The organism is Paenibacillus amylolyticus (assembly GCF_036894225.1).
Lineage (GTDB): Bacteria > Bacillota > Bacilli > Paenibacillales > Paenibacillaceae > Paenibacillus > Paenibacillus amylolyticus.
The window spans coordinates 4,835,415-4,860,232 of record NZ_CP145892.1 but is presented as its reverse complement, the minus strand read 5'-3'; the positions used below and the strand labels follow the sequence as shown (position 1 = coordinate 4,860,232).

At 46.1% G+C, this 24,818-nt stretch carries 23 protein-coding genes and 1 other annotated feature; of the genes, 20 read left to right on the top strand and 3 right to left on the bottom strand.

Annotated elements, in window-relative coordinates; all coding sequences use genetic code 11:
- The first annotated feature begins 38 nt into the window (after positions 1-38).
- The 9 genes from aroE to leuS all read left to right on the top strand — a co-directional run bounded on the left by aroE (position 39) and on the right by leuS (position 8,690).
- On the top strand, positions 39-908 hold the full coding sequence (aroE, locus tag V6668_RS21630) for a shikimate dehydrogenase (RefSeq protein WP_338706617.1): 870 nt from the start codon (positions 39-41) through the stop codon (positions 906-908).
- Between the two features lie 82 nt (positions 909-990).
- Positions 991-1,284, top strand: coding sequence for a ribosome assembly RNA-binding protein YhbY (gene yhbY / locus V6668_RS21625; protein WP_017687186.1), 294 nt, complete (start codon positions 991-993; stop codon positions 1,282-1,284).
- Between the two features lie 15 nt (positions 1,285-1,299).
- Positions 1,300-1,890 carry a nicotinate-nucleotide adenylyltransferase gene (locus V6668_RS21620; protein ID WP_076328126.1) on the top strand — a complete coding sequence of 197 codons (591 nt, stop codon included), beginning with the start codon at positions 1,300-1,302 and terminating at the stop codon, positions 1,888-1,890.
- The gene (gene yqeK / locus V6668_RS21615; protein ID WP_338706616.1) at positions 1,874-2,440 is read left to right on the top strand and encodes a bis(5'-nucleosyl)-tetraphosphatase (symmetrical) YqeK; all 567 of its coding nucleotides are present in this window, start codon (positions 1,874-1,876) and stop codon (positions 2,438-2,440) included. Before V6668_RS21620 ends, yqeK begins: the two co-directional genes overlap by 17 nt.
- Positions 2,441-2,457: 17 nt before the next feature.
- Positions 2,458-2,805: a ribosome silencing factor gene (rsfS, locus tag V6668_RS21610; RefSeq protein WP_036615136.1), complete on the top strand. Its 348-nt coding sequence runs from the start codon at positions 2,458-2,460 to the stop codon at positions 2,803-2,805.
- Positions 2,802-3,707 (top strand): CvfB family protein, encoded by a 906-nt coding sequence (locus V6668_RS21605; protein ID WP_315370658.1) that lies wholly within the window; start codon positions 2,802-2,804, stop codon positions 3,705-3,707. The genes rsfS and V6668_RS21605 overlap by 4 nt, the downstream gene beginning before the upstream one ends.
- Before the next feature lie 129 nt (positions 3,708-3,836).
- Positions 3,837-4,607 carry a class I SAM-dependent methyltransferase gene (locus V6668_RS21600; RefSeq protein ID WP_338708984.1) on the top strand — a complete coding sequence of 257 codons (771 nt, stop codon included), beginning with the start codon at positions 3,837-3,839 and terminating at the stop codon, positions 4,605-4,607.
- Positions 4,608-4,828: 221 nt separating this feature from the next.
- A complete protein-coding gene (locus tag V6668_RS21595) occupies positions 4,829-5,785 on the top strand; it encodes an aminoglycoside phosphotransferase family protein (RefSeq protein ID WP_338706615.1) in 957 nt (318 codons plus the stop codon).
- A 112-nt stretch (positions 5,786-5,897) separates the two neighbouring features.
- Positions 5,898-6,167, top strand: a binding site (T-box leader).
- Between the two features lie 78 nt (positions 6,168-6,245).
- Positions 6,246-8,690 (top strand): leucine--tRNA ligase, encoded by a 2,445-nt coding sequence (gene leuS / locus V6668_RS21590; protein ID WP_338706614.1) that lies wholly within the window; start codon positions 6,246-6,248, stop codon positions 8,688-8,690.
- Here leuS and comER read toward each other — a convergent pair.
- Positions 8,671-9,516 (bottom strand): late competence protein ComER, encoded by an 846-nt coding sequence (gene comER, locus V6668_RS21585; protein ID WP_036615122.1) that lies wholly within the window; start codon positions 9,514-9,516, stop codon positions 8,671-8,673. The two genes, leuS and comER, sit on opposite strands and share 20 nt — an antisense overlap.
- A 184-nt stretch (positions 9,517-9,700) precedes the next feature.
- Between comER and V6668_RS21580 the strand changes: the two genes are divergently transcribed.
- The 4 genes from V6668_RS21580 (at position 9,701) to V6668_RS21565 (ending at position 15,387) form a co-directional block, all read left to right on the top strand.
- Positions 9,701-10,336: a helix-hairpin-helix domain-containing protein gene (locus tag V6668_RS21580; RefSeq protein WP_338706613.1), complete on the top strand. Its 636-nt coding sequence runs from the start codon at positions 9,701-9,703 to the stop codon at positions 10,334-10,336.
- A gap of 39 nt (positions 10,337-10,375) precedes the next feature.
- Positions 10,376-10,894, top strand: coding sequence for a deoxycytidylate deaminase (locus V6668_RS21575; protein ID WP_017687196.1), 519 nt, complete (start codon positions 10,376-10,378; stop codon positions 10,892-10,894).
- Positions 10,895-10,996: 102 nt separating this feature from the next.
- Positions 10,997-13,864 carry a ComEC/Rec2 family competence protein gene (locus V6668_RS21570; protein WP_338706612.1) on the top strand — a complete coding sequence of 956 codons (2,868 nt, stop codon included), beginning with the start codon at positions 10,997-10,999 and terminating at the stop codon, positions 13,862-13,864.
- A 1,133-nt stretch (positions 13,865-14,997) separates the two neighbouring features.
- Positions 14,998-15,387, top strand: a complete 390-nt coding sequence (locus tag V6668_RS21565; protein WP_338706611.1) for a hypothetical protein — start codon at positions 14,998-15,000, stop codon at positions 15,385-15,387.
- 136 nt (positions 15,388-15,523) lie between these two features.
- On the opposite strand, the gene V6668_RS21560 is transcribed toward V6668_RS21565, so the two are convergent.
- Entirely contained in the window at positions 15,524-15,826 is a 303-nt protein-coding gene (locus V6668_RS21560; protein WP_017687204.1) for a hypothetical protein, read from the bottom strand.
- Positions 15,827-16,177: 351 nt separating this feature from the next.
- Between V6668_RS21560 and V6668_RS21555 the strand changes: the two genes are divergently transcribed.
- The 3 genes from V6668_RS21555 (at position 16,178) to holA (ending at position 19,280) form a co-directional block, all read left to right on the top strand.
- Positions 16,178-16,726, top strand: a complete 549-nt coding sequence (locus V6668_RS21555; protein WP_017687205.1) for an RNA polymerase sigma factor — start codon at positions 16,178-16,180, stop codon at positions 16,724-16,726.
- A complete protein-coding gene (locus V6668_RS21550) occupies positions 16,723-18,006 on the top strand; it encodes a zf-HC2 domain-containing protein (RefSeq protein WP_338706610.1) in 1,284 nt (427 codons plus the stop codon). The genes V6668_RS21555 and V6668_RS21550 overlap by 4 nt, the downstream gene beginning before the upstream one ends.
- Positions 18,007-18,263: 257 nt before the next feature.
- Positions 18,264-19,280, top strand: coding sequence for a DNA polymerase III subunit delta (holA, locus tag V6668_RS21545; RefSeq protein ID WP_036668560.1), 1,017 nt, complete (start codon positions 18,264-18,266; stop codon positions 19,278-19,280).
- A gap of 188 nt (positions 19,281-19,468) precedes the next feature.
- Here the strand turns inward: holA and rpsT are convergent, their stop codons facing one another.
- Positions 19,469-19,741: a 30S ribosomal protein S20 gene (gene rpsT / locus V6668_RS21540; protein ID WP_024628504.1), complete on the bottom strand. Its 273-nt coding sequence runs from the start codon at positions 19,739-19,741 to the stop codon at positions 19,469-19,471.
- 175 nt (positions 19,742-19,916) lie between these two features.
- Between rpsT and gpr the strand changes: the two genes are divergently transcribed.
- The 4 genes from gpr to lepA all read left to right on the top strand — a co-directional run bounded on the left by gpr (position 19,917) and on the right by lepA (position 24,733).
- A complete protein-coding gene (gene gpr / locus V6668_RS21535) occupies positions 19,917-20,918 on the top strand; it encodes a GPR endopeptidase (RefSeq protein ID WP_036615103.1) in 1,002 nt (333 codons plus the stop codon).
- Positions 20,919-21,064: 146 nt separating this feature from the next.
- Positions 21,065-22,360, top strand: a complete 1,296-nt coding sequence (locus V6668_RS21530) for a stage II sporulation protein P (protein WP_338706609.1) — start codon at positions 21,065-21,067, stop codon at positions 22,358-22,360.
- 53 nt (positions 22,361-22,413) lie between these two features.
- Positions 22,414-22,773 (top strand): hypothetical protein, encoded by a 360-nt coding sequence (locus tag V6668_RS21525; RefSeq protein ID WP_338706608.1) that lies wholly within the window; start codon positions 22,414-22,416, stop codon positions 22,771-22,773.
- 145 nt (positions 22,774-22,918) lie between these two features.
- Positions 22,919-24,733, top strand: coding sequence for a translation elongation factor 4 (gene lepA / locus V6668_RS21520; RefSeq protein WP_215076479.1), 1,815 nt, complete (start codon positions 22,919-22,921; stop codon positions 24,731-24,733).
- The last annotated feature ends 85 nt before the right edge of the window (positions 24,734-24,818 follow it).

Here is a 24,818-nt window from a genome sequence, read left to right as displayed (position 1 = left end):
CTCAGAAGCTGTACATCAGATGGATCGGAGGCGGACCTATGTCTGAGCAGAACAAATTCAACTCTTCACTTCCCGTGTTGCTTGGTGTTATGGGTGATCCTATTGCTCACTCCAAGTCTCCGGCAATGCACAATGCGGCTCTGCAGGCTGCAGGAGTGAATGGAATGTATATGCCACTGCATGTTCATCCGGATCAACTGGAAGCGGCAGTTCGCGGAATTGTGGCACTGGGCTATCGTGGTGTTAATGTGACCATCCCGCACAAAGAGCAGGTGATGCAGTATCTCGATGTGATCGATGAAAGTGCTCGCCTGATTGGTGCGGTGAATACCATCGTTAATGAAGGTGGAACACTGACAGGGTACAATACGGATGGTATTGGTTATGTCCGATCGTTGAAGGAAGAGGCTGTGCCTGAGCTTGCGGGTAAACGTATTGCTGTACTGGGCGCAGGTGGAGCAGCGAGAGGTGTCATATATGCACTTGCATTGGAGAAGCCTGAACGCATCCACATTCTGAACCGTACAGCGGACAGAGCTATTGCACTTGCTTCGGATTTACGAGGCCATGGCTTGGGAGAAATCTCGGGCAGTGGCATGGAAGACGCTGCAACGGTACTGGCTACGGCTGATATCGTGATTAACACAACGGCTGCCGGAATGCATCCTCATGTGGATGACGTACCAGTTGATCCTGCACTGATCCGTGAAGGAGCAGCGGTGAGTGATCTGATCTACAATCCGCTGGAGACCCGTCTGCTTCGAGAGTCGCGGATGCGAGGATGCACGGTGCACGGTGGTTTGGGTATGTTTGTATACCAGGGCGCAGTGGCCTTTGAACATTGGCTCGGCATTCCCGCTCCTGTGGAGACAATGAGACGAGCGGTACTAAACAGTTTTGAAGTGTGAAAATAATAATTGAATGGTCAGGTCCGGACAGTTTTTGCGCTGTCGATCAGGGCCTGCTCAACATAAGGAGTATGGAGTATTCATGTTAAACGGTAAACAAAAGCGCTTTTTGCGGTCACAGGCACATCACCTGACCCCTGTATTTCAGATTGGTAAAGGTGGAACCAATGAGCACCTGTTCCGTCACATCGAAGATGCGATTGAGAAGCGCGAATTGATGAAAGTGCAAGTGTTGAACAACAATGACGAGGACAGAAAAGAGATGGCAGAAGAAGTTGCCCGTGAAACGGGAAGTGAGCTTGTACAACTGATTGGTAACACAATCATCCTGTACAAAGAATCTCGCGATAACAAACAAATCGAACTACCTAGATAAGGGAGCGTGACGCAGGTGAAGATCGGCATCATGGGTGGTACGTTTGATCCGATCCACATGGGACACCTCCTGGCAGCTGAAGCGGCAAGGGATTCACATGCACTGGATGAGATCTGGTTCATGCCTTCCCATGTTCCACCTCACAAACGCGGAGCCGGAGCTTCGGGACAGCAACGTCTCGATATGACGGAAGCGGCTGTGAAGGGTGTGCAGCAATATGAGGTGCTGGATATCGAGATGGAATTGGGCGGAGTGTCTTATACCATCGATACGATGAAGGAACTGTGGCGTCGCCATCCTGAACATGAATTTTATTTCATTATCGGGGCGGATATGGTGAACTATCTTCCCAAATGGGAGCAGATTGAAGAGCTTGCAGAACGCTTAACCTTTATCGGAGTTGGTCGGCCGGGCTTCCAGTTACATCTGGATGATTTACCAGACGAGTTACAGGATCGGGTCCTGCTGGCCGAGATGCCCTTGGTCGATATTTCATCGACAGCCGTACGCAGACGTCTGGCCAAAGGACATTCGGTACGCTTCATGATTCCCGATGAAGTGCACCAATACATTGTAAGGAGCGGTTTATATGGGACTAAGCCGTGAGGAACTGATTCAAGCCGTATCCGGACAAATGCCGGAGAAACGCTGGAAGCATACACTGGGTGTGATGGAATCGGCAGTGAAGTTGGCTGAAAAATATGGTGCTGATCCTGTAAAAGCGGATCTGGCAGCGATATTGCATGATGTGGCGAAGTACTGGCCCGTAGCGGAGATGGAAGCGGTCATCCGTGATAACGGATTAAACCAGGAACTTCTGCAGCATGACAAGCAGCTCTGGCATTCCGAAGTCGGTGCTTTTGTAGCCGAGCGTGATTACGGTGTGGAAGATTCCGAAGTTATTAATGCCATCCGGTGGCATACCTCGGGTCGGGTAGGCATGAGCTTGCTGGACAAAGTGGTATGTCTTGCCGATTACATTGAACCGGGACGAGATTTCCCGGGAGTAGATCACATTCGCGAACAGGCTGAACGTAGTCTGGAGGAAGGTTTAATTGCCGGATTCGATTCGACGATCAGCTTGCTGATCTCGCAACGACGTGTCATTTATCCTTTGACCATGCTGTCGCGGAATGACTTAATTGCACAATTATAGATTATGGAGGTTGGTTCATGACAGTATCATCGAAAGAACTTATGAATATGGCGGTTGCTGCCGCTGACGACAAAAAGGCATCCAACATTGTAGCGTTGGATCTGATTAATGTTTCCCTGGTGGCAGATTATTTTGTTATTTGTCACGGGAATTCCGATACACAGGTACAAGCCATTGCCACTGAAATTCGGAAACAGGCTCATGCAGCCGGAGCGACGATCAAAGGTATCGAAGGTATGGATTCCGCACGTTGGGTATTGATGGACATGGGCGATGTTGTTGTTCATATCTTCCACCGCGACGAGCGTGAATACTACAACATTGAACGACTATGGTCTGATGCCAAAGTGGTGGAAACTGTATGAGTTTGATTGCTGGAACAGTCGTCTCTTTGCCGGTTTCACGTGAAGTGTCTCCGTTTGGCTTCTTTTTGACGACAGGATCGGAAGATGTACTGCTTCACTACACCGAGTTAACACGGGATATTAAAATTGGTGAGACGCTTGAGGTATTTGTGTTCTTTGATACTGAAGATCGTCTGGCCGTAACGATGAAAAAGCCTTATCTCATGCTTGGCGAAATGGCACGACTGGTTGTGGCTGATGTTCACCCACGACTGGGCTGTTTCCTGGAAATGGGCCTTGGACGGCAATTGCTGCTTCCTATTCGTGAATTGCCTGAACTGGAAGAACTGCGTCCTCAAGTGGGGGATGAAGTCTTTGTCATCATGGAACATGACAAGCAGGGACGTCTGCGTGCCAAATTGGCCGGGGAACGTGAGCTTTCACCATTGTCTTTCCATGCGCCAACTTCATGGTTAAACGAGTGGGTTGAAGCGACGGTATACAAGCCACTGCAGATGGGTACTTTTGTACTTGTAGAGGGCGGTGTACTGGGCTTTGGCGCGATTGGTATGATTCATTCATCTGAACGTAGTCATATGCTGCGTCTTGGTGAGAAAGTGAAATGTCGGGTGACACTGGTACGTGAAGACGGACGTGTGAATCTGGCCATGACTCAACTCAAACAAGTTGGACGTAACGAAGATGCAGACAAGCTGCTCGCTTTCATGAAAGAACGCCCTATGGGTGGCATGCCATACTCGGATGCAACTCCGCCGGATATCATCAAGCAACGCTTTGGCATCAGTAAGTCTGCCTTCAAGCGTGCCTTGGGCAAATTGATGAAAGACGGATTGGTGGTCCAAAAGGAAAGCTGGACGTATCTGTCCGAATCTGCTCCTGCGGATCAAAGTGAAAACACGTAATCTTCCTGATTAAATAGTTGTAATATGGAACTCGGATAAGGCAGGGATAGGCTGGGTAAACACCGGATGCCCCTGCTTTTTCTTTTGTTAACAGGATTGGAAAATGAAATTGAAAGTGCGGTGCCTGACATGTCTTACCGGAAATTTGCCTATGTGTATGATGAATTAATGGAAGATATGCCTTATCCGGACTGGATAAGGTTTGCAAGAACAGCATGGGAAAAGCATGGAATGCCCAAAAGTGTCGCTGAACTTGGCTGTGGAACGGGCTCCATTACGATCCCGCTCGTGAACTCCGGTTTCGAAGTTACAGGCATTGACCTCTCATCAGATATGCTGTCGGTTGCACGCAGCAAGATGGAGGCTACGCCTCAGGGTCATCGCTTGTATCGCGAGGGCAGTGTCCGTTGGGTGCAGCAGGATATGCGGGAATGGCGAGTTCCGGAACCTGTGGATTCGGTGATATCTTTCTGTGATTGCGTCAATTACCTGCTTGAACAAGAAGATGTCGTTCGTACTTTCCAGCGGACATACGAAATGCTGAAGCCTGGTGGAACGTTCCTGTTTGATGTGCATCATCCGAGTACCCTTATTCGTTATGATGAGGAGCAGCCTTTTGTACTGGATGAGCGCTCCGTATCTTATATTTGGACTTGTGATCTGGACCAGGATCGCTGTGAGATTGAGCATCATCTCAGTATTTTTTCGTGTGTGGATGATGGTAATAAGGATATGTATCAGCGGTTTGAAGAAGTTCATGTCCAGCGTGCATATAATCCGGACTGGATGAAGCTGGAATTGTCCAAGGCAGGTTTTAGAGACGTGAAGGTATATGCGGATTTTGAATGGAAAGAGGCCGGAGACAGCGCACAGCGCTTGTTCTACGTGGCTGTGAAGTAAGAGCGAATAATGAGAACTGTCCTTATGGTGCATAAGGGCAGTTTTTTGTTTGATTTTTTATGGAGAATGAATAGCAATAGTCTTAAATAGGATAAAGGAATGCAAGAAAAGACATAATCACGTGACAAAAAGTATTGCCAGTTAAAGTAAAGGAGGCGATAATAGTCGGATAGAAAGCGTTTTCTGAGAAGATAAATCAATTGTCAATGTGAGGTGTAAAAATGGAAAGTACATATAAAACAAGACTTTCGTCAGAACAGTTGAATGCCATAATAGAGCAGCATTTCTCTGCAAGTATACAGGACTACAAGGAAATGGTGGATGGCTGGGCCAATCATGCATATCTCATTAAACTGAGTGACGCACAGCGAGTGGTACTCAAAATTGCACCGTCAGCTTCGACAAATCTGATGCGCTGTGAACAGGATCTCATGATTGCCGAAGTTGAGGCACTACGCCTCATTACGGAGCTACAGGATGTTCCCGTACCCCAAGTGTTGGCTTATGATGATTCGTTAACTATGGCTTCAGCGCGTTATTTTATCATGGAGTACATGTCTGGAGCGCCCTATAATCAGGTCAAGGATCAATATTCTGCGGAAGAGCAGGAAGTCATTGAACACCAGCTGGGTCGGTACAATCGTCGAATTAATGAAATCAAGGGTGAGAAGTTTGGATATTTCTCGGAGCAAAAACAGCGATATTCCACATGGAAAGAAGCATTTATGAATCTGATGGATGACATTCTTACCGACGGGGAAGAAGCCGGGATTACATTTTCGATCGATTACCCTGAATTGAGACGCCTGATTGAAGAAAAATCGGATGTGCTGGACGATGTCAAAGAACCTGTGCTTATCAGTTGGGATCTGTGGGATGGCAATGTACTAGTGGACGCGGGTCGCATCACAGCGATTATTGATTTTGAACGTTCACTGTGGGCAGATCCTCTGATGGAGCATTATTTCAGTCATTTTAACTATACGCCTGGTTTTGTGAAAGGGTATGGGCATGCGATTACGACTGAAAGTGAGCTGAAAAGAAGAAGTCTCTATGACTTGTACTTTGACCTGGTGCTGCGTATTGAGTGCGCTTATCGTCAATATGATAATCAGGAACATGTGAATTGGACCATTCATAATCTGGAGGAAGGCATTGAGCGTTTTCGGTTATCCTGAACAGCAACGAGTATTATTGAACGGTACGTACTGTGGACTTCAAGATGGCGATTATAACGTGTAATATTGACTTTGGGCTTGCTTTTTTATATAATGGTCCCGATATTGTATACATATTTCGATGATAAGGATCAGTAGTAATTCCTGTACATAACAGAGAGCCGGCGGTTGGTGCAAGCCGGTTGACAGTGATTTGCGAACTCGCCTTGGAGAAATGCGGTGATTACACCATTCTGTTTAACCTACTTGTATAAAGCTTGGGTTCAGGAATGGAAATCCGCATCGGTTAACCGCCGTTACAGGTCCAAAGGGAGTGGATGACGAAGCACGTTCGTCCGCTAACTAGGGTGGTACCACGGGAATTCAACCTCTCGTCCCTAGCGCTGCAAACGCTACGGGATGCTGAGGTTTTTTTGTTGCAATTAAAGCTAAAGTGAATAACCTGAAGGAGGAACAATAGATGAGTGAGAATAACCAGCCGAAACACGGCTATCAGCCACAAGTCATGGAAAAAAGTTGGCAGCAATATTGGGATGCAAATAAAACGTTTAAAACGGGTGAGGACCCTGCTAAACCGAAATTTTATGCACTGGATATGTTCCCTTATCCATCCGGTTCAGGTCTGCACGTAGGTCACCCGGAAGGATATACGGCAACGGATATCGTTTCCCGTTACAAACGTATGCGCGGTTACAACGTATTGCACCCAATGGGTTGGGATGCTTTTGGTCTGCCTGCTGAGCAGCATGCACTGGATACAGGTGAACATCCACGGGATATTACATTCCGTAATATTGACAATTTCCGTCGCCAGATCAAATCGCTTGGTTTCTCCTATGACTGGGATCGTGAGATCAGCACAACGGACCCTGAATACTATAAATGGACGCAATGGATCTTTATTCAGCTGTACAACAAAGGTCTGGCTTATGTGGATGAAGTTGCAGTTAACTGGTGTGAAGCCCTTGGAACGGTACTTGCTAATGAAGAGGTTATTGATGGCAAGAGTGAACGCGGAGGACATCCGGTTGTACGCAAACCGATGCGTCAATGGGTTCTGAGAATTACCGAGTATGCAGAGCGTCTGTTGGAAGACCTGGAAGAGCTGGATTGGTCTGAAAGCATCAAGGATATGCAGCGCAACTGGATCGGTAAATCGACAGGTGCAGAAGTTGTATTTGCCATTGAAGGTCGCGAGGAAGTCATCAAGGTGTTCACTACCCGTGCGGACACATTGTTCGGTGCGAGCTTTGCAGTACTTGCTCCAGAACATGAACTGGTAGAAGCAATTACAACCGATGACCAACGTGAAGCTATTCAGGCTTATCAGGAGCAGGCTTCTCGTAAGAGTGATCTGGAACGTACAGATTTGGCCAAAGACAAAACAGGTGTATTCACTGGAGCTTATGCAATCAACCCTGTTAATGGTGCAAAACTGCCGATCTGGATTGCTGATTACGTTCTTGCTGGTTACGGTACAGGTGCGGTTATGGCAGTTCCGGGTCATGATGCACGTGACTGGGAATTTGCGAAACAGTTTGGTCTGGATATCATCGAAGTTATTCAAGGTGGAGACGTTACACAAGAGGCGTATTCGGGTGATGGCGCGCATGTGAATTCCGATTTCTTGAACGGACTGAATAATGAAGAAGCGGTTGCCAAGATGATTGCTTGGCTGGAAGAGAATGGTAAAGGGCAAGGGAAAGTAACCTATCGACTGCGCGATTGGCTGTTCAGCCGTCAGCGTTACTGGGGTGAGCCAATCCCGATTCTGCATCTGGAAGACGGAACGATGAAGACAGTACCTGAGGATCAACTTCCACTGCTGCTGCCTGATATCGACCAGATCAAACCTTCGGGTACAGGAGAATCACCACTGGCGAATGTTACGGAGTGGGTGAATACGGTAGATCCGGAAACGGGAATGAAGGCACGTCGCGAGACCAATACCATGCCACAATGGGCGGGTAGCTGCTGGTATTACCTGCGCTTTATCGATCCGCGCAATGACAAGGAACTGATCTCTAAGGAGAAACAGCAGCAGTGGCTGCCAGTTGATCTGTACATTGGCGGAGCAGAGCACGCCGTACTTCACTTGCTGTACGCTCGTTTCTGGCACAAAGTGCTGTATGATCTGGGTGTTGTGGATACCAAAGAGCCTTTCCACAAACTGGTGAACCAAGGTATGATCCTGGGTACCAATAATGAGAAAATGAGTAAATCACGTGGTAATGTCATTAACCCGGATGAAATCGTCAATGAATTCGGCGCAGATACATTGCGTCTGTACGAGATGTTCATGGGACCATTGGAAGCGACAAAACCGTGGAATGCAAACGGGGTTGAAGGCATGCACCGCTTCCTGTCACGTGTATGGCGTCTCTTCATTAACGAAGACACAGGAGCCATCAATGACAAGATTACGGTGGACGGTGGAACGGATGAGTTCAAACGGACTGCTCACAAAACGATCAAAAAAGTTACGGAAGATCTGGAACATCTGCGCTTCAACACATCCATCAGCCAGCTGATGATTTTCATCAACGATGCATACAAAGCGGACACACTGCCTCGTGAAGCGATGGAGAAATTTGTGCAGCTGTTGTCACCACTGGCACCACATATGGCAGAGGAACTGTGGAGCCGTTTGGGTCATGAAGGTGGAATCTCTTACGTGGCTTGGCCTGAATATGATGAGTCCATGACAGTGGATGCGGAAGTAGAAATCGTTGTTCAGGTAAATGGTAAAATTGTAACTCGTGCTACGATCGCGAAGGATCTGGATGCACAGGGTATGCAGGACTTTACGATGGAGCTGGCACCTGTTAAGCAGGCGCTGGAAGGCAAGACCATTCGCAAGGTCATTGCCGTTCCAGGCAAACTCGTTAATATTGTTGCCGGTTAATCTCACCGGCTCGGAATAGTTCATCCAGCTTTAACAAATCTTCATCATATTTGTCATGTGTCGTATGGATCAGGCTGTCGAAAACGCCGTCAAGACTAACCTTCAGCAGTGCAAGTGCCTGAGCGGTAATACCGCCAGGTACAGCGACACGAGCCTGAAGCTCTTGCGGGGTGTATCCTCCTTCGGTGAGCAGCTTGCCTGTTCCCAGGAGCATTTCGCCAGCCAGAGCGCAGGCATCTGCCCTTTTGATGCCTGTCAGCTTCACTGCACTTTCGATCCACTGTTCCAAAAAGAACGATATGAATGCAGGTCCGCAGCTGGAGAAGTCGGATGTGATGCGTGTACAGGCTTCATCCACTTGGTACGGCCTGCCTATATGACTGAGCAGACTTTCCAACACAGCGCGGTCTTCACTGGTCATTCGTTCGCCATGTATGCAGAGGGATGCTCCACTCCCGACTTGGTGTGTGACACTGGGAATTACCTTGGAGACTTTGCAAGGAAGTGAAGATTCCAGATGTCGCAGCTGCACGGGACTGGTGATCGAGACAATTATATGATTGGGATTCACGACAGGCAGGATGTCGTCAATAACATGTTTGAATTCAAGCGGCTTCACGCACAGGAAGATGATATTACTTCGGATCACCGTTTCCCGATTGCTCTGGGATTCATGCAGACCGGGGTAACGGAGGGATAACTGACGTACTTTGGACGGGGTTCGATTGCTGGCCGCGATCTGCCGGGGCTCAAGTGCACCCGATTGGATCAGGGCATAGATTAGCAGGCTGCCCATGCTGCCGGTTCCGATAAATCCAACCTTCATTGTTTCAGGCCTCCTTTCATGCTTTACGGTACTGGCGCAGTTCATTCCCTCTATTCTATGCGTGAGGACCTGTTTCACATGACATGAAAAATGCACAACTTGTTTCATCAGGAAAGTTCAACGGTTCGGAAGCACCGCCCGTGTTCGAAATGAATGATTTTGAATTCAGGGAGAGTGTGGAAGAATGAGATGGAACAAAGGGATGACTATTGCTGCTGCGGTGGTTGGAAGTATACTTATATTATTGTCGGGCAAAAGTGAACAACCACCTAGTGGCTGGGAACCCTTGCAGCTCGGCACCGAGAAGCCGACGATAGAGCAGGAACTCCCTGTTGTACAGTCGGCTACTTCGGTTCAGGGCAATACAGGAGCATCTTCGGGAGCGGATGCAAGTGGGATGCAGACTGGGAATGTGACAAAGGCAGAAGAGTCTAAAGAGCTTGCGAGCATTGGGGTTGAAGGTGAATCAGTTGTTCAAACTACAAGTCAGACGAATAATAATCCACCGGACACCTCAAATTCGATTGAACCAGTTACGCAAAGTACGAATTCGAATCCTTCGGTTACCTCCGAGACGGGCTCGAACAGTAATCCACCTGTAGTTCGTGAGGAAGCTAGCGACAATGGCAAGATTGATGTGAATACCGCTCCTGTCTCCAAGCTTATAGAGCTTCCCGGAATCGGAGAGAAGAAAGCTCAAGCTATTGTGGACTATCGGAATGCACATGGTCCTTTTGCAAAAGTCAGTGATCTGACAAAGGTCAAAGGAATTGGGATGAAGATGCTGGAGAAGATGGCGCCGTATGTGCAGATCCGGTAATATTAGAATGAAAAATGTATTAAGCGGGAGGAAAGCAGCATGAGTACAGAGGTACGCAAGGACTGGGATACGTATTTTATGGACATCGCGTATATGGTTTCCACCCGTTCCCGCTGTTCGCGTCGTCATGTGGGTGCCGTTCTTGTTCAGGGAAAGAAACTGCTGGGAACAGCCTATAATGGTGCACCCACCGGCGTCCCGGATTGTTCTGAAGCAGGTTGCATGATATCGGAAGAGTATGAGTTGGTCGTGACCGATGGGCAAGAAGAAATGGTGAAAAAACAACGATGCATTCGCACAATTCATGCGGAGCAAAATTTACTTTTATTCACAGATCGAATCGACCGCGAAGGCTCGTCCGTGTATGTGACCGACGAACCGTGCTGGACATGTGCCAATATGCTGGCGAATAGCGGGATTACAGAAATCGTGTTTCATCGTTCTTATCCTAAAGATACCGGCAAGGTTACCAATATGATGGAACAGAAGGGCATAACGTTCCGCAGGCTGGAGAATTACCAGCCCCCGCGGGAAACGATGATGACCGTGAGCAATTAATGTAAATATGATCGAATACGTGAGGGAGAACCTCCGGCAAGCCTGAATTGGCTTTCCGGGGGTTTTTCTGCGTTCAACGGGTGAAATGAAGGAGGGGTAGAGATGAAAGGCAGACCATTATTAAGTTTTACGATTTGTTGGTTGTGCGGGAGCGGGATAGCAAGCGCGTTAACAGGCTGGACGTTAATCTGGGGGTTAATTGGAGCTCTGGCATGTCTGCCACTTTTGCTTCGTTTTATGGATGTGCGTGGATGGTCTGTTTTATTTTTACTCGCTGCCTTTATTGGAGGTGCTGCACATTGGGAGTGGAATGACGTAAGCAATCATAGCAGTCTGCCGGAGACCATGCATATCGCTGCTCATGAGTTGGACGGATGGTCAGCTGAAATTCAGGGTGAGCTTGTGTCAGATGTACGTATTGATGGAGATCGGGCTGACTTTAAGATTCAGATGTCTTCAATATTGGCAACATCGGATTCGTCAGCAGATGCAGATCTGACAGCATCATCTGCATTCAAAATAGATGAACAATTGATGGTACAAGTCAGACTGTTGGAGGAAGAAGAACAACAGGTAGCAGCGGGCTGGAAGAGGGGCGATTTGATTACGCTTAATGGTTCTTTTGTCCTTCCTGGTGAAGCCAGGAACTTTGGCGGATTTGATTATCGCAGTTACTTGCGCACCCTGCATATCCACTGGTTGTTCAAAGTGAAAGGAGCCAGTTCGGTAACAGCAGTTGCTCCTGAGGGACTTGGGCAATATAACATACTAAGGTGGACGGATTGGACTAGGCATAAGTTGGGCTCGGCGGTTGAGCAGTTATTTCCTGAGCCTCATGCTGGATATATGAAGGGTCTTATTATCGGGATGGCTACTGATATCGATCCAGGTACCTATGGTCAGTTTTCACAACTCGGTCTAACGCATATCCTGGCAATCTCCGGAACCCATGTCGCTGTATATGTTGCTTCGTTGCTTCTCATTCTATCTTGGCTAAGGCTTACCAGAGAGACGGCACTCACGATTGTTCTGATCCTGGTGCCAGCTTATGTACTGTTATCCGGAGGTTCACCTTCAGTGATTCGGGCAGGAATTATGTCCATGATTGGGTTGTACATGGCACGTCGTGGTCTCGCCAGAGACGGTCTTCAGATGATCAGTGCAGCAGCGTTGCTGATGATGTGGTGGGACCCGTACTTTTTGCTAAGCGTGAGCTTCCAGTTATCCTTTCTCGTGACCGCAGGTTTGATGATCTACATGCCATTGATTAACCGGCTGTTCAGCGGCTGGCCGAAATCTCTGGCTGCAACGGCATCCGTTACAGTGACCGCTCAGTTGATTTCGTTCCCAGTAACCATTCTGTATTTCAATCAATTCTCATTACTCTCATTTGTGGCCAACTTTCTGCTGGTTTCTTTGATTAGTGCCATTGTATTACCTCTGGGGACGGTCGCCATGTTACTGTCATTCATATGGGTTCCCTTGGCGAAACCCCTCGCATGGATAGCGATGCAACTGAATCAACTGACTTTTGTAAGCGTGGAGTGGATGAACAGCCTGCCAGGTTTTGTATTGATCTGGGAAACACCGCCCTTGTTATGGATTGCCGCCTATTATGCTGTGTTGTATGCCTTACTCTACCTGTTGCATCGTGGCAATGGTGAGCAGCAAGAAACAGCGTTTGTTGAGGAAGAGACGGCTCCTCTTGTGAGGGGGCAACCTTCAGTTTCAATGGCGAATATGGGCATTCGCTCTTCGATGTCTACCGTGGTACAGGATCAAGGTAAGAACCGTGTAGATGGAAAAGAAACTTCATTAACGACATTAGGAGCCAGTATTGCCTGGCCGGAGTATACAAGTGCATTTACTACACGAGGTGCAGGATATTATGCACATGAACGAATGAGTAAAGCTCAGCAATGGTTGTGCGGGTTGCTCGCAATCAGCTTTATTGCTGGATTATGGTGGGCATATCAGACTCCGCAGCCTGCTGGAACCGGCATCGTGCAGTTTGTGGATATTGGGCAAGGGGACAGCACATTGATTACAACCCCGGAAGGCAAACACATTCTGGTGGATGGCGGGGGAACAGTTAGTTTTGGGAACAACGAACAATCGTGGAAAACAAGGCGTGATCCGTATGAGGTGGGAGCCAAGGTGGTTGTTCCTCTATTGAAAAAGAGAGGCATCCATCAACTGGACACTGTAATTGTCACACATGCCGATCAGGATCATGCCGGAGGACTACAGGCTGTGCTGGAACAGATTCCGGTTAAACGTTTCATATTTAATGGCACAACCAGTGGTAAAGAAAACTTTGATAAATTACTGGACACAGCCATGGAACGTAAAATTCCTCTGTACGCCATTCAGCAGGGCATGTCCTATAAGGCTGATAAAGAGACAAGTTTACATTTTATAGCTCCGGATCTGGCACATATGGATGTAAATGAATCAGGCAATTTGCCTGTATCTGAACACCAAAATCATGATTCCGTTGTCTTTTTGCTGGAAATGGCGGGGGCTTCCATGTTGTTCACCGGAGATATGGATGCAGCAGCCGAGCAGGACCTGCTCTATATGATTCAGGATGGCTCGTTGGCTGCCCAGTTTGAACAGAATGTTGCAGATATTGGAGTTACAGAGGGAGTTGTACAAAGGATACTTACACGACCGTTGCAGGTTGATTCAAAAGATGCTTCAGCATCTGTCTCCATTGATGTTCTAAAGGTCGCTCATCATGGCAGTAAAACGTCGTCAACCGAAGCCTGGCTCCAATACTGGAGCGCCAAAACCGCTGTGATATCTGCAGGAGTTAACAATACATATGGGCATCCCAATCCGGGAGTGATGGAACGTCTGGAGGCTACCGGGTCAGATATTTATCGGACAGATCAGATGGGTGAGGTCCAGATGAGAGTGAAAGATGGGAAGATTGATGTTCGATACAAGTTGTTTGGAGTTGAGTGAAGGCAGGCAATCTATTTATCGGTATGAAGATGAGTGAAGAAAACTCCGATTTAATACCAACTGGAAGGTTAAAAAGACAAGAGAACATACAATAATGTGGATAGTTTGAGCAGAAAAAGTACTGAAGTTACGTGTAAATATCGAGTAGATGATCCCACCTATGAAGCCTAATAGACCATATGCAACGATTGCAACGAGCAATCTTTTATACGTATTATCTTTTTTTCTGTATAAAAGTAATCCATCCACCAATATAGAAAGTGGCGTAAGTAAGAAAAGTAAAATAGCGAGATTAATCAATAATCCAACCGCAAATGTATACCCGAATGAATAATAGTAGGTATTCTCTAATCTTTCATCTATAGGGACATAGTGATATATCCCCATTGCAAGTGAAATGAACACTGCAGTTAATACAGCTGCAACTATTTTTCCGCGTGGCCTATTGATTCTATGGGTTTTTGTCATTATGAGCATTAACCTCCATCTTGAATAACTATATTCAACAACTGATAGACTTAGGGAGTTATTATATTTTAGCATACACAGGCTGAGAAAGAATGAGTGAGGGACATTGAGAAAGTAGTATTTGGTTAACCAATAACAGAAAAAAGTCGTTCCGCTGCGAACGACTTCTTTTTGAATTTCATGATAATAACACATTTCAATCGTTATGCGTTATGAGGATAGTTTGGTTGTCAGTTAGTGTAGTTGACTAGGGAGGAACGACTCTCACTCTCTTGCTTTTGAGATACTAATCGGCAAGCTAATTATAGTTGCGCTGAAAAAGTTTAGTATATGATCAATTGGATCCCAACTTTTATGCCAAATTATCATATTAAATACAATGAATAAAGCACTACTGAGTAGAAAGAATCCCAGGAAGTATTTGAAAAACATTTTTAGATTCATTTAATCACCCTATATTCAATTGAAATTTTGTTGCGGTTGTACGTTTATATGCCATTTTAGATTATTGAATAGAAGTATTTGTATGTTATTCGTTAATTTCGTGTGAAAATATGGTTGTAGTTGCGGTTTTTATTAGTGTTAAGTAATTTTATTGCAGGATTATGGTTATTTTTACCGAATATTAGTTAGGCCCGCCTTGAAGAAGGGCTAGAGATACCAAAGTGACCATATCAGATATCAAAATTGAAAAGATTAAATACGGTGATCGAAGTTACTCTATTATCTTCCGTAATGCAAAAGGAAAAACCGGTTCTGCCTACGCAGGAGGTGCACCTTCCAGTGTGACGGAGATGCTTGCCGATTCCAACCAATTCTTCTCTTCTGACTCGTATAAGAAATACAATTGGTCCAAGTCCACTTGGAATAAAATCATTGCTGGAGAAGTAGCTTTAGGAATGAACATAACTCAGGTGCGCCTTGCTTGGGGAGATCCATCGAGCATTACGTATGAAACGAGTTCAAAAGGCAAAATCGAGGTTTGGGTGTATGCCAGCTCCGCAGGCATAAGAGCTTTAGGGTTTCTCAATGGCAAACTGATGGCAATTTACTGATAAATATACCAATTAATCACTTCAATTGATTGCAAGTTACAGCACAGCACAAAAAAAGCCCGCTTTCCGTTACACTCCAGGAGGGAGAATATCGGAAAACGGGCCATTTTTTCAAAATGTAGAAGAAATATAAGAACTACTCTACGCCATCCTTAAAGTGTTTGCTCCAGTGTTTGTCGCCCTTGTGCAACAGATCTTCTACCGTTTTCTCAAGAGTCATCAATAGCTGTGCTCTGACATCCAGTACGGTTTCTCTGTACAAGCGTTCTTCCGATCCAACGATTTTATCGCCGTATAATGCCTGTGCAGCTACGTACTTCCGATGTTCCTCGACCAGAGTATCAATGGACTCCAATGCATGTTCAACAAAGTGGGAAATACTTTGATATTCTTTGGGCATTTGTTCTTTTAAAGCTTGAATTTTCGCAAGAGCTGGCATGCTCATCACCTCGTGTTTATGAATGTAAATTTACAATACACTATTTTCATGAAAATTGCATTAAAATCAGCTTAAATTTGGACAAATTTCGACTTTTTTTATTTTAGGAACCAAAAAAGTGCTTATCTATAATGTATGCCATTGCATTTGAATTGAGTCGTGTAAGTAATGGAATCCCTTTTGGATACGTTTGGTGACTCGTTATGCAATTTCTGTTATTCTAAGAGAAGATTTCAGCGGCCCTAATACATACGCCGTTATTTTGTTATGGCAAATTAAAAAAATACTTAACTTTGCAACAATTTTATTGATGATCACGTCTGTAAGGTTGCAGGGAGAGGGGGATCCTTTGTGGTAGAGCCGGAACTCATCAGAGCCGCTCAATCGGGCGATCGCGACGCTCTAATTACCCTATTGCGGGAGATTGAACAACATGTCTATCGGACCGCATATTACATTCTAAATAATGAACAGGACGCTTTGGATGCTGCGCAGGAAGCGTTGATCCGAATTTACACCAAAATCAATTCATACGAAGAAAAGGCCCAATTCAAAACATGGGTACAACGCATCGTCACGAACATCTGTATTGATAAATTCAGAAGAACCAAACCGTCTGTCTCCATTGACGAACATGACATGGTTTTTCAGGATAATCAGGATGTGGAGTACGAGGTCATGTCTACATATGTGGCCCAGGACATTCAGGATGCGATCAACAAGCTTCCCGAGCATCATCGTACCGTTATTGTTCTAAGATATTTGCAGGACTTATCCTACAATGAAATTGCGGATTGTCTCGATCTTCCGTTGAATACGGTGAAATCTTATTTATTTAGAGCCAGACAGCAGTTACAGAATCTACTACAGGAATATCAGAAAGGTGGTGTGACAGGATGAAATGCGATGAGGTGGTGGAATGGATGCACCGCTATCTGGATCATGATCTGGGCGAGGCGGAAACCGCGCAGATGCTACAGCATGTGGCAAAGTGTCCGGAGTGCGCCGAGAATTTTAGTTTACTCAGAGCTCTTTCCAGAGAACTGGAAGAATTACCGCAAGTAAGCCCGAAATTTAGTCTGGTTGATGCGATTATGCCACAGCTCGATGCCATTGACGAAGCGCGGAAGGAACAAAGTAGCACCATACAGGAAATGAATCCTGTCCCCGCTGCATTTGAGAATTTACAACGTTCAAGTGAGCGGAAAACGAAGCAAAAATGGCTTAACTCGATGGCAGGACGTATGTCCATGGGTGCAGCGGCTGCGGCAGTTATATTGGGATTCGCCATCTGGGGGAATCCGCCTGAACAGATTGAGAATGCCGATTCCATGCTGATGAGCTCTGGAGCTTCTCAAGAGGGCGGCAATTTGGATGAGAATTCATTAAGCAAGAATATTGAAAATTATGATCCTGCCACTTCGTCCCAACCAAGCAGCAACGATGTGTTTGTGGGTCAATCGAATGATTCACCAACTAAACCAGATAACCAAGACGTAGAAACAATGCCTGAAGAGAACGGTGGAGATGAGGTACAGGAGCCTGAAGTTCAGTCAGATCCGACACCTAAACAACCGGCCACTGAATCAACGCCTGCTCCGAATAAAGGACCGCAGGATAATTCGTCCAGAACTCCTTCGACCGATAATCAGAAGAATCCGGCTCAAAACCAAGATTCTGAGCAGAGAATTCAGGGATCAGGAGATTCTCCTAAATCTTCTGCAGATGGGGAAGAGAGTGGAGTAACAGAAACAGAAAATGGAGATGCGCAATCCTTCACTTCTCAGGATACAACACCTAATATAACTGAAGATGCTCCGGTTGAAGGTAACACTGTACCTGATTCCAGTGCAGGTGCAGACGCTTCTGGAGGAAACAAAGGATTCGCAGCAGGACCGGATCAGGGAATGGCTACAACAGCAGCACCAAAAGAATGGAAATCACCTGACGGCTCCTATGTAGTTATGCTTATTGGTGATCAAATCAGCATATACTCCAAACCTGTGAGCGAACCGGATGTTCTAAATTTGGTTGAACAACGCAGCATAGAGGGGACACTGAAGTCAGCGAGTTGGTCAAAGGATGGTACCCTATTTAATTACGAAACGGACAAGGACGGAACAACGGCGAAGAACTCGTTTAATGTACCTGCTGTTTCAGGTGGAGCTCCTGCGAAATAATTAAAAATGGGGAGTGCGCTCCTCTAAAACGAAAGAACATTTTCAGTATGACAAGCATATAGTGGAAGTAACAAAACGTCCTATCTCAGTTCAAGCAACTGACGTCGTATGACCGCGCACCGGCTTTTTCTAGAACTGCCGGTGTCAGCGTTTATATAGATGTAGGACAGGGGACCTTCATCCATAACTGGATGTAAGGTCCCTTTGTTGTCTTGCGCTTTTTCTGGTAGGATAAGAGGGATAAGGAGGCGCCGTGAATGGATGTAAAAAGTGCAACAAAGGCAATACGTAATGGAGAAACGGCACCGATCTATGTGCTGTACGGAACGGAGAAGTACCAGATACAGCAATTTACGGATATGTTAAAAGAACAGGTTATTGAAGAAGAACATCGTGATTTTGCGATTATTCCATATGATTTGTCTGAAACGGCTGTGGAGGTCGTTATTGAAGAAGCAGAGACCGTACCTTTTCTGGTTCCACGCAAATTAATTATTGTAAGGGATGCGAGCCTGTTCACCGCAGGTAAAGAATCCAAGATTGAACATCAGGTTGATCGTCTGCTTACATATATGGAAAATCCGGCAGATTACAGTACGATTGTTTTCCTGGCCCAAGGGGATAAGCTGGATGAGCGTAAGAAACTGGTGAAAGCTGTCAAGAAACAGGCAGTAGTTCTTGCTTTTGCTCCACTCAGTGGAGAAGAGTTATTGAATTGGATAGTGAAACTTGCGAAGCAGCGGGATGTTTCCTTGGAGACGGGAGCGGCGGAAACGTTGATCAGCTATGCAGGAACAGGTCTTCAGACCCTGTCTGCTGAAGTAGATAAGTTATGTTTGTTTGCGGGTAATGGGGGGACAATCAAACGTGCTGATATCGAGTCACTGGTTGCCCGTAGTACAGAGCAGAATGTATTCTCGCTAGTGGAGGAACTCGCTAATTTGCGACTGGAGAAAGCGTTGGCTCTTTTCTATGAGTTGCTGAAGCAGCGGGAAGAACCGATTAAAATTGCGGCTTTAATCGCACGCCAGTTTCGGATCATGATCCAGGTGAAAGAGTTGGGACAACAAAGTTACTCCCAGCAGCAGATTGCCAGTCAGCTTGGTCTGCATCCGTATGCTGTTAAGATTGCAGGTGAGCAAGCCCGTAAGTTTCAGCCGGAACGTCTGAGAATGATTTTGAGTCACCTCAGCGAACTGGATTACCAGATGAAAACAGGAGCGGTGGATAAAGTTCTTGGTCTGGAACTGTTCTTATTGAGACTTGGTGCATGAATGGATAAGTAAACGTAATAGATTACTAGTGTGAATAACAAACAAAGCGACCTTTGCTCCATGATAGTTAAATCATCGGAATAAAGGTCGCTTTATGTTTGTCTTATACTTATCGAATCAGATACTAAAAAATCCTGAAAGCCTATGCTGTTCAGGATTTTTCCATTGGATCGTATAAGTAACGCTTCTTACGCTTGTGCGGAAAGAGCGTTCAGTTTTTTCGCCAAGCGAGACTTTTTGCGTGCTGCAGCATTTTTATGAACCAGACCTTTAGTTACAGCCTTGTCCAGCTTTTTGGAAGCAGCTTGAATCGCAGCTTTTGCAGTATCAACTTCGTTACTTACCAGAGCAGCATCAGCAGCTTTAACAGCTGTACGGAGTGCAGACTTCTGGGAAGCGTTGAGTGCGCGGCGCTTGTCGCTCGTTTTTACGCGTTTAACAGCGGATTTGATGTTTGGCATTACATTCACCTCCTGTAAGGCATTTGCATGAATACAAACGTTTCACAACTTAAAATATTCTATCACGCTAGCATGTAAAATGCAACAGATATTCCTACGATGTTCGACATGCTGTATAAAGAAACCCTTTTTCCCACACAATATGCTCAAATGCGGTAAGGGAGGCAAGGACAGAATGACACTGGATTTGCAAAACTATACAGTTCGTACCGATTTGGCGATCGACTCCAAGGAAATGGCGCAAGGTGGACAGAAACAGACGATTCCCGGACTACAGGAAGATGTAGAGAAAAAAGAGGGCATTACGATTACACGTATTGATGTCCTGACTGAAGAAGCAGCCACGGCTATTGGTCGGGTGAAAGGTCATTATGTCACTTTGGAAGTACCTTCACTACGGAATGGTGATACCGAGTTACAGGAGCGAGTTGCTGCCGAGTTCACCCGTGAAATGGAAGATTTTATGGTTAAGGCCGGAATTAACAAAACATCCAAGGTCTTGATTGTTGGCTTGGGCAACTTAAATGTCACCCCGGATTCACTCGGGCCACTTGTTGTGGAAAATCTGATGGTGACGCGTCAGTATTTCGAATTGGTACCAGATCAGGTTGCGCCAGGGTATCGGGAAGTCAGCGCGATTGCTCCCGGCGTGTTAGGTACAACGGGCATTGAATCCAGTGACATCGTACAGGGGATAGTAGATCGGACCAAGCCGGATGCCATTATTGCGATTGATGCGCTGGCCTCCCGTTCCTTGGAACGTGTAAATACAACGATTCAGGTAGCGGACATTGGTATTCACCCTGGTTCCGGTATTGGGAACAAACGGCGTGGCCTGACCCGTGAGATATTAGGTGTGCCTTGCATCGCCATCGGAGTACCAACCGTATGTTATGCGTCCACCATTGTGAACAATGTGATTGAGATGATGCGCTCACACTTCCGCCAGGAAACGGATCAGACCAAACAGATCATGGGTATGCTGGACGACATTGGTGAGCAAGATCGCTTGAGTCTGGTGAAAGAGGTACTGGAGCCACTAGGTCATGACCTCATTGTTACCCCAAAGGAAATCGATGAGTTTATTGAGGGAATTGCCAATGTTATTGCTACAGGACTTAACGCGGCACTCCATGATGCTGTGAATCCAGATAACGTAGCGGCCTATACACATTAAAACTTAAAACTGCTGAGAAGAAGGTCCGAATCTATCGGACTTTCTTTTTTTTGTTTTTGGAATCTTTCATTTTCCTGTTCTATCAAATTGGGCGGGCTCATAGAGTTGAAGTATAAGAGTTGTCCAGCAGGGAAGGAGACAGCAGAATGAACAAGATATTGGCCTGGAATATTGGGAAGTGGAAAAAAAGATGTCTGCACGTGCTGGCCATGGGCCGTACGTTGTTGTTGCTTATGATCATATCTGCTTTGTTTTTTGTCGTACTTGGTCTCGGGGGAATGGCAGAGAAACGCTTGAATAATTCACCCGTTTCTTCCATGAAAGGATTTGCGAGTGCCGTATCAAGCCGCTTTTTCGTCGATATGCTCGGTATGGAGATGCCTCATCTCACCCAGAAGGAACAGACCTCTGCTATATCCGGTGAAAACCTCACCTCATTTGTTTTCCAATTACTAACGAATGTAAATCCTCAAGATCCGAAGAGCCTGATTGCGAGAGAAATGCCGGGCATGGGTTCCAACCAACCTGTTCTTCTCCGTCCTGGATCTGGTAACGAAAAAGCCGAGGCTCCCGAAGATTATCAGCCTGGTCCCGGTCTTACGGATACGGCTTCCGCAGGTGGAGGAAAACCCGGTAGTGAGCTGCATGTTCCACCAGGCCAGGACAATACGGATCCACCTGAGTCGAGTGAGCCTGGAGATGGAGAAGGTAAAGAGGATCCCCCAGCGAAGAATGGTGAGAAAGACAATTCAGGCTCACCGACAACAGGCAAAAAGTCAATTCTTATCTATCATTCCCATCCACGGGAAGGCTACAACCCACTGCTAGGTACGAAAAGTGATAATCCATCATCAGGCAAATCAACAGGCAATGTATTTCAAGTGGGAACCTACCTCTCAGACAGTCTGGAGAAGCTGGGAATCGGCGTAGAACACGCCAAGGATGATTACCCCACTAAAGTTAAGGACTACAACTGGAACTATTCTTATAAATACTCCCGTCAAACGGTAAAAGCGGCACTCTCCCAAAATGATGATCTGACGTATCTCATAGACATTCATCGCGATTCACAGCGTCATGGCAAAACAACAACCATTATTAATGACTTGGGTTACGCCAAAGTGTATTTCATTATTGGACATGAAAATCCGAATTGGCGGCAAAATGAAGCCTTTGCAGCGAAAATTCATAAGAAACTGGAAGCCAAGTATCCTGGGGTATCCCGTGGTGTGTGGGGCAAAGATGGTGGAGGAGCCAACAATGGAGAGTATAACCAAACCCTTTCACCCAACAGCATTTTGATTGAGATTGGCGGCATCGACAACACAGGAGCTGAGCTCCAACGGACATCGAAGATTCTAGCGGACATGATTGCCCAAGTGTATTGGGAAGATCAGAAGGTGGACAAAGCCAGTGCCAAAACCTCGTCGCAGGGTGGATAGGAACCATATATGTAAAAAGGAAAAATAGTAGAGAGTGACAGGAGGCAATGCACATGTCCAGATTCGGTAAAAGACTGTTATCCATCGCTGTATTAATGTTGCTGGGTGTTCTGTTTGGAATGCAGCTGGCTGGCAGCAACTTTCATATGGGCAATCCATCAGACGGCACGTCAACCGTTGTGACAACTGAGCCAACTTCATCGGTGACCGAATCTGTTACGACTGCACCTGTCCAAAAGGAAATTAAAGAACCACCATTTGTACCTGTTCAGTCACCAAGCCAAGTGCTTGGGGCAGATCAAAATAAGGCTCCGGTTGATGTGTTGGCAGACAAAACGGCTGGATTATTGCAAAATCTCTCACACAGTGGGATCAAGTGGGTTGTCTCTCTTTTTAGCGGCGTTGCTGAATAAAATACTATAATTTTAAGGTACAATATAACCTCTGGGAGTGCATGTTGACACTTTATTATAAAGTTGAGACATCACGGGATTGATGCAGTGTGCTTCAACTGTTATAATGAAGTGATTGACACTAGGCTGTTTCTGGGGGTAAGGAATGACTGACATTCGGGCAAGACAACGTAAAATTCGTAACTTTTCTATTATTGCACATATAGATCACGGCAAATCAACACTTGCGGACCGGATCTTGGAGCACACAGGTGCGCTCACTTCACGTGAAATGCAGGAACAAGTTCTGGATAAGATGGACCTTGAACGTGAACGTGGAATAACGATCAAGCTACAAGCAGTAGCCTTGACTTACAAAGCGGACGATGGTGAAGAGTATTTATTGAATCTGATTGATACACCGGGACACGTAGACTTCACGTATGAAGTATCACGCAGTCTTGCTGCATGTGAAGGTGCTCTTCTGGTTGTGGATGCGGCTCAGGGAATTGAAGCCCAAACACTTGCCAACGTGTATCTGGCATTGGATAACAATCTTGAAATTTTACCGGTTATTAACAAAATTGACCTTCCGAGCGCTGATCCTGAACGGGTGAAGCAGGAAGTGGAAGATGTTATTGGTTTGGACACAAGTAATGCGGTTTTGGCTTCGGCCAAATCAGGAATCGGAATCAAAGAAATTTTGGAGCAAGTGGTGAAAAGTGTTCCGGCACCAACTGGTGATCCTGAGCAGCCTTTGAAAGCGCTGATTTTTGACTCGCACTATGACCCGTACAAAGGTGTAATCGTATATGTGCGTGTTGTTGACGGCAAAATCAAATCCGGTTCCAAAATCAAAATGATGGCAACGGGTAAATCATTTGAAGTCATTGAAGTTGGAGCGTTCAAACCTCGTATGACCATCGTGGACGAGCTGAACGTCGGGGATGTTGGATTTATCGTTGCAGGTATCCGGCATGTTGGCGATACACAAGTCGGGGATACGGTAACGGATGCCAAAAATCCAACACCGGAACCTTTGCCGGGTTATCGTAAAATTAACCCAATGGTGTATTGTGGTCTCTATCCGATCGAAACATCGGACTATGTTGATCTGCGTGAAGCGTTGGAGAAATTGCAGTTGAACGATGCGTCTCTGAGCTTTGAACCGGAAACATCCAGTGCTCTCGGTTTTGGATTCCGTTGCGGATTCCTTGGACTGCTTCACATGGACGTTATCCAGGAGCGGATCGAGCGGGAGTTTAACATTCCGTTGATCACAACGGCACCAAGTGTAATCTATCACGTTACCTTAACGAATGGTGAAGTGATGAAAATCGACAACCCATCCAACTATCCTGAGGTGGGACGGATTGATTACGTCGAGGAACCATACGTCAAGGCAGATATTATCGTACCGAATGATTACGTAGGCACCATTATGGAGCTGTGTCAGACTAAACGCGGTGAATATGTAAATATGGAATATCTGGACACAACCCGGGTTACCATTACCTATGAGATTCCGTTGTCCGAGATTGTATATGACTTCTTTGACCAGTTGAAATCCGGTACCAAAGGATATGCATCCCTGGATTATGAACTGTCCGGTTACCGTCAGTCCAATCTGGCGAAAATGGATATTGTACTCAATGGCGAACAGGTGGATGCTCTGTCCTTCATCGTTCACCGTGACCGTGCCTATAACCGCGGACGCATTGTCTGTGAGAAACTGCGCGAGCTGATTCCACGACAAATGTTCGAGGTACCAATTCAGGCATCTGTAGGTACCAAGGTTGTTGCTCGTGAGACGGTAAAAGCAATGCGTAAAAACGTACTTGCCAAGTGTTATGGTGGTGACATCTCGCGGAAACGGAAACTGCTTGAGAAGCAGAAGGAAGGTAAGAAGCGGATGAAGCAGGTTGGTAACGTTGAGGTGCCACAAGAGGCATTCATGGCGGTACTGAAAATTGATGACTAGGACGTTTGCTTGCAAACGTCACGTGAATCCTTTTGGTACATCAATAATTTGTGTATGAAAGGATAAACGATATTTTGTCTCGGGT

Bases quoted from the DNA above. Each gene is read 5' to 3' on its own strand.
- aroE (WP_338706617.1), top strand. From the start codon at position 39: ATGTCTGAGCAGAACAAATTCAACTCTTCACTTCCCGTGTTGCTTGGT.
- yhbY (WP_017687186.1), top strand. From the start codon at position 991: ATGTTAAACGGTAAACAAAAGCGCTTTTTGCGGTCACAGGCACATCAC.
- yqeK (WP_338706616.1), top strand. From the start codon at position 1,874: ATGGGACTAAGCCGTGAGGAACTGATTCAAGCCGTATCCGGACAAATG.
- rsfS (WP_036615136.1), top strand. From the start codon at position 2,458: ATGACAGTATCATCGAAAGAACTTATGAATATGGCGGTTGCTGCCGCT.
- V6668_RS21605 (WP_315370658.1), top strand. From the start codon at position 2,802: ATGAGTTTGATTGCTGGAACAGTCGTCTCTTTGCCGGTTTCACGTGAA.
- V6668_RS21600 (WP_338708984.1), top strand. From the start codon at position 3,837: ATGTCTTACCGGAAATTTGCCTATGTGTATGATGAATTAATGGAAGAT.
- V6668_RS21595 (WP_338706615.1), top strand. From the start codon at position 4,829: ATGGAAAGTACATATAAAACAAGACTTTCGTCAGAACAGTTGAATGCC.
- leuS (WP_338706614.1), top strand. From the start codon at position 6,246: ATGAGTGAGAATAACCAGCCGAAACACGGCTATCAGCCACAAGTCATG.
- comER (WP_036615122.1), bottom strand. From the start codon at position 9,516: ATGAAGGTTGGATTTATCGGAACCGGCAGCATGGGCAGCCTGCTAATC.
- V6668_RS21580 (WP_338706613.1), top strand. From the start codon at position 9,701: ATGAGATGGAACAAAGGGATGACTATTGCTGCTGCGGTGGTTGGAAGT.
- V6668_RS21575 (WP_017687196.1), top strand. From the start codon at position 10,376: ATGAGTACAGAGGTACGCAAGGACTGGGATACGTATTTTATGGACATC.
- V6668_RS21570 (WP_338706612.1), top strand. From the start codon at position 10,997: ATGAAAGGCAGACCATTATTAAGTTTTACGATTTGTTGGTTGTGCGGG.
- V6668_RS21560 (WP_017687204.1), bottom strand. From the start codon at position 15,826: ATGCCAGCTCTTGCGAAAATTCAAGCTTTAAAAGAACAAATGCCCAAA.
- V6668_RS21550 (WP_338706610.1), top strand. From the start codon at position 16,723: ATGAAATGCGATGAGGTGGTGGAATGGATGCACCGCTATCTGGATCAT.
- holA (WP_036668560.1), top strand. From the start codon at position 18,264: ATGGATGTAAAAAGTGCAACAAAGGCAATACGTAATGGAGAAACGGCA.
- rpsT (WP_024628504.1), bottom strand. From the start codon at position 19,741: ATGCCAAACATCAAATCCGCTGTTAAACGCGTAAAAACGAGCGACAAG.
- gpr (WP_036615103.1), top strand. From the start codon at position 19,917: ATGACACTGGATTTGCAAAACTATACAGTTCGTACCGATTTGGCGATC.
- V6668_RS21530 (WP_338706609.1), top strand. From the start codon at position 21,065: ATGAACAAGATATTGGCCTGGAATATTGGGAAGTGGAAAAAAAGATGT.
- V6668_RS21525 (WP_338706608.1), top strand. From the start codon at position 22,414: ATGTCCAGATTCGGTAAAAGACTGTTATCCATCGCTGTATTAATGTTG.
- lepA (WP_215076479.1), top strand. From the start codon at position 22,919: ATGACTGACATTCGGGCAAGACAACGTAAAATTCGTAACTTTTCTATT.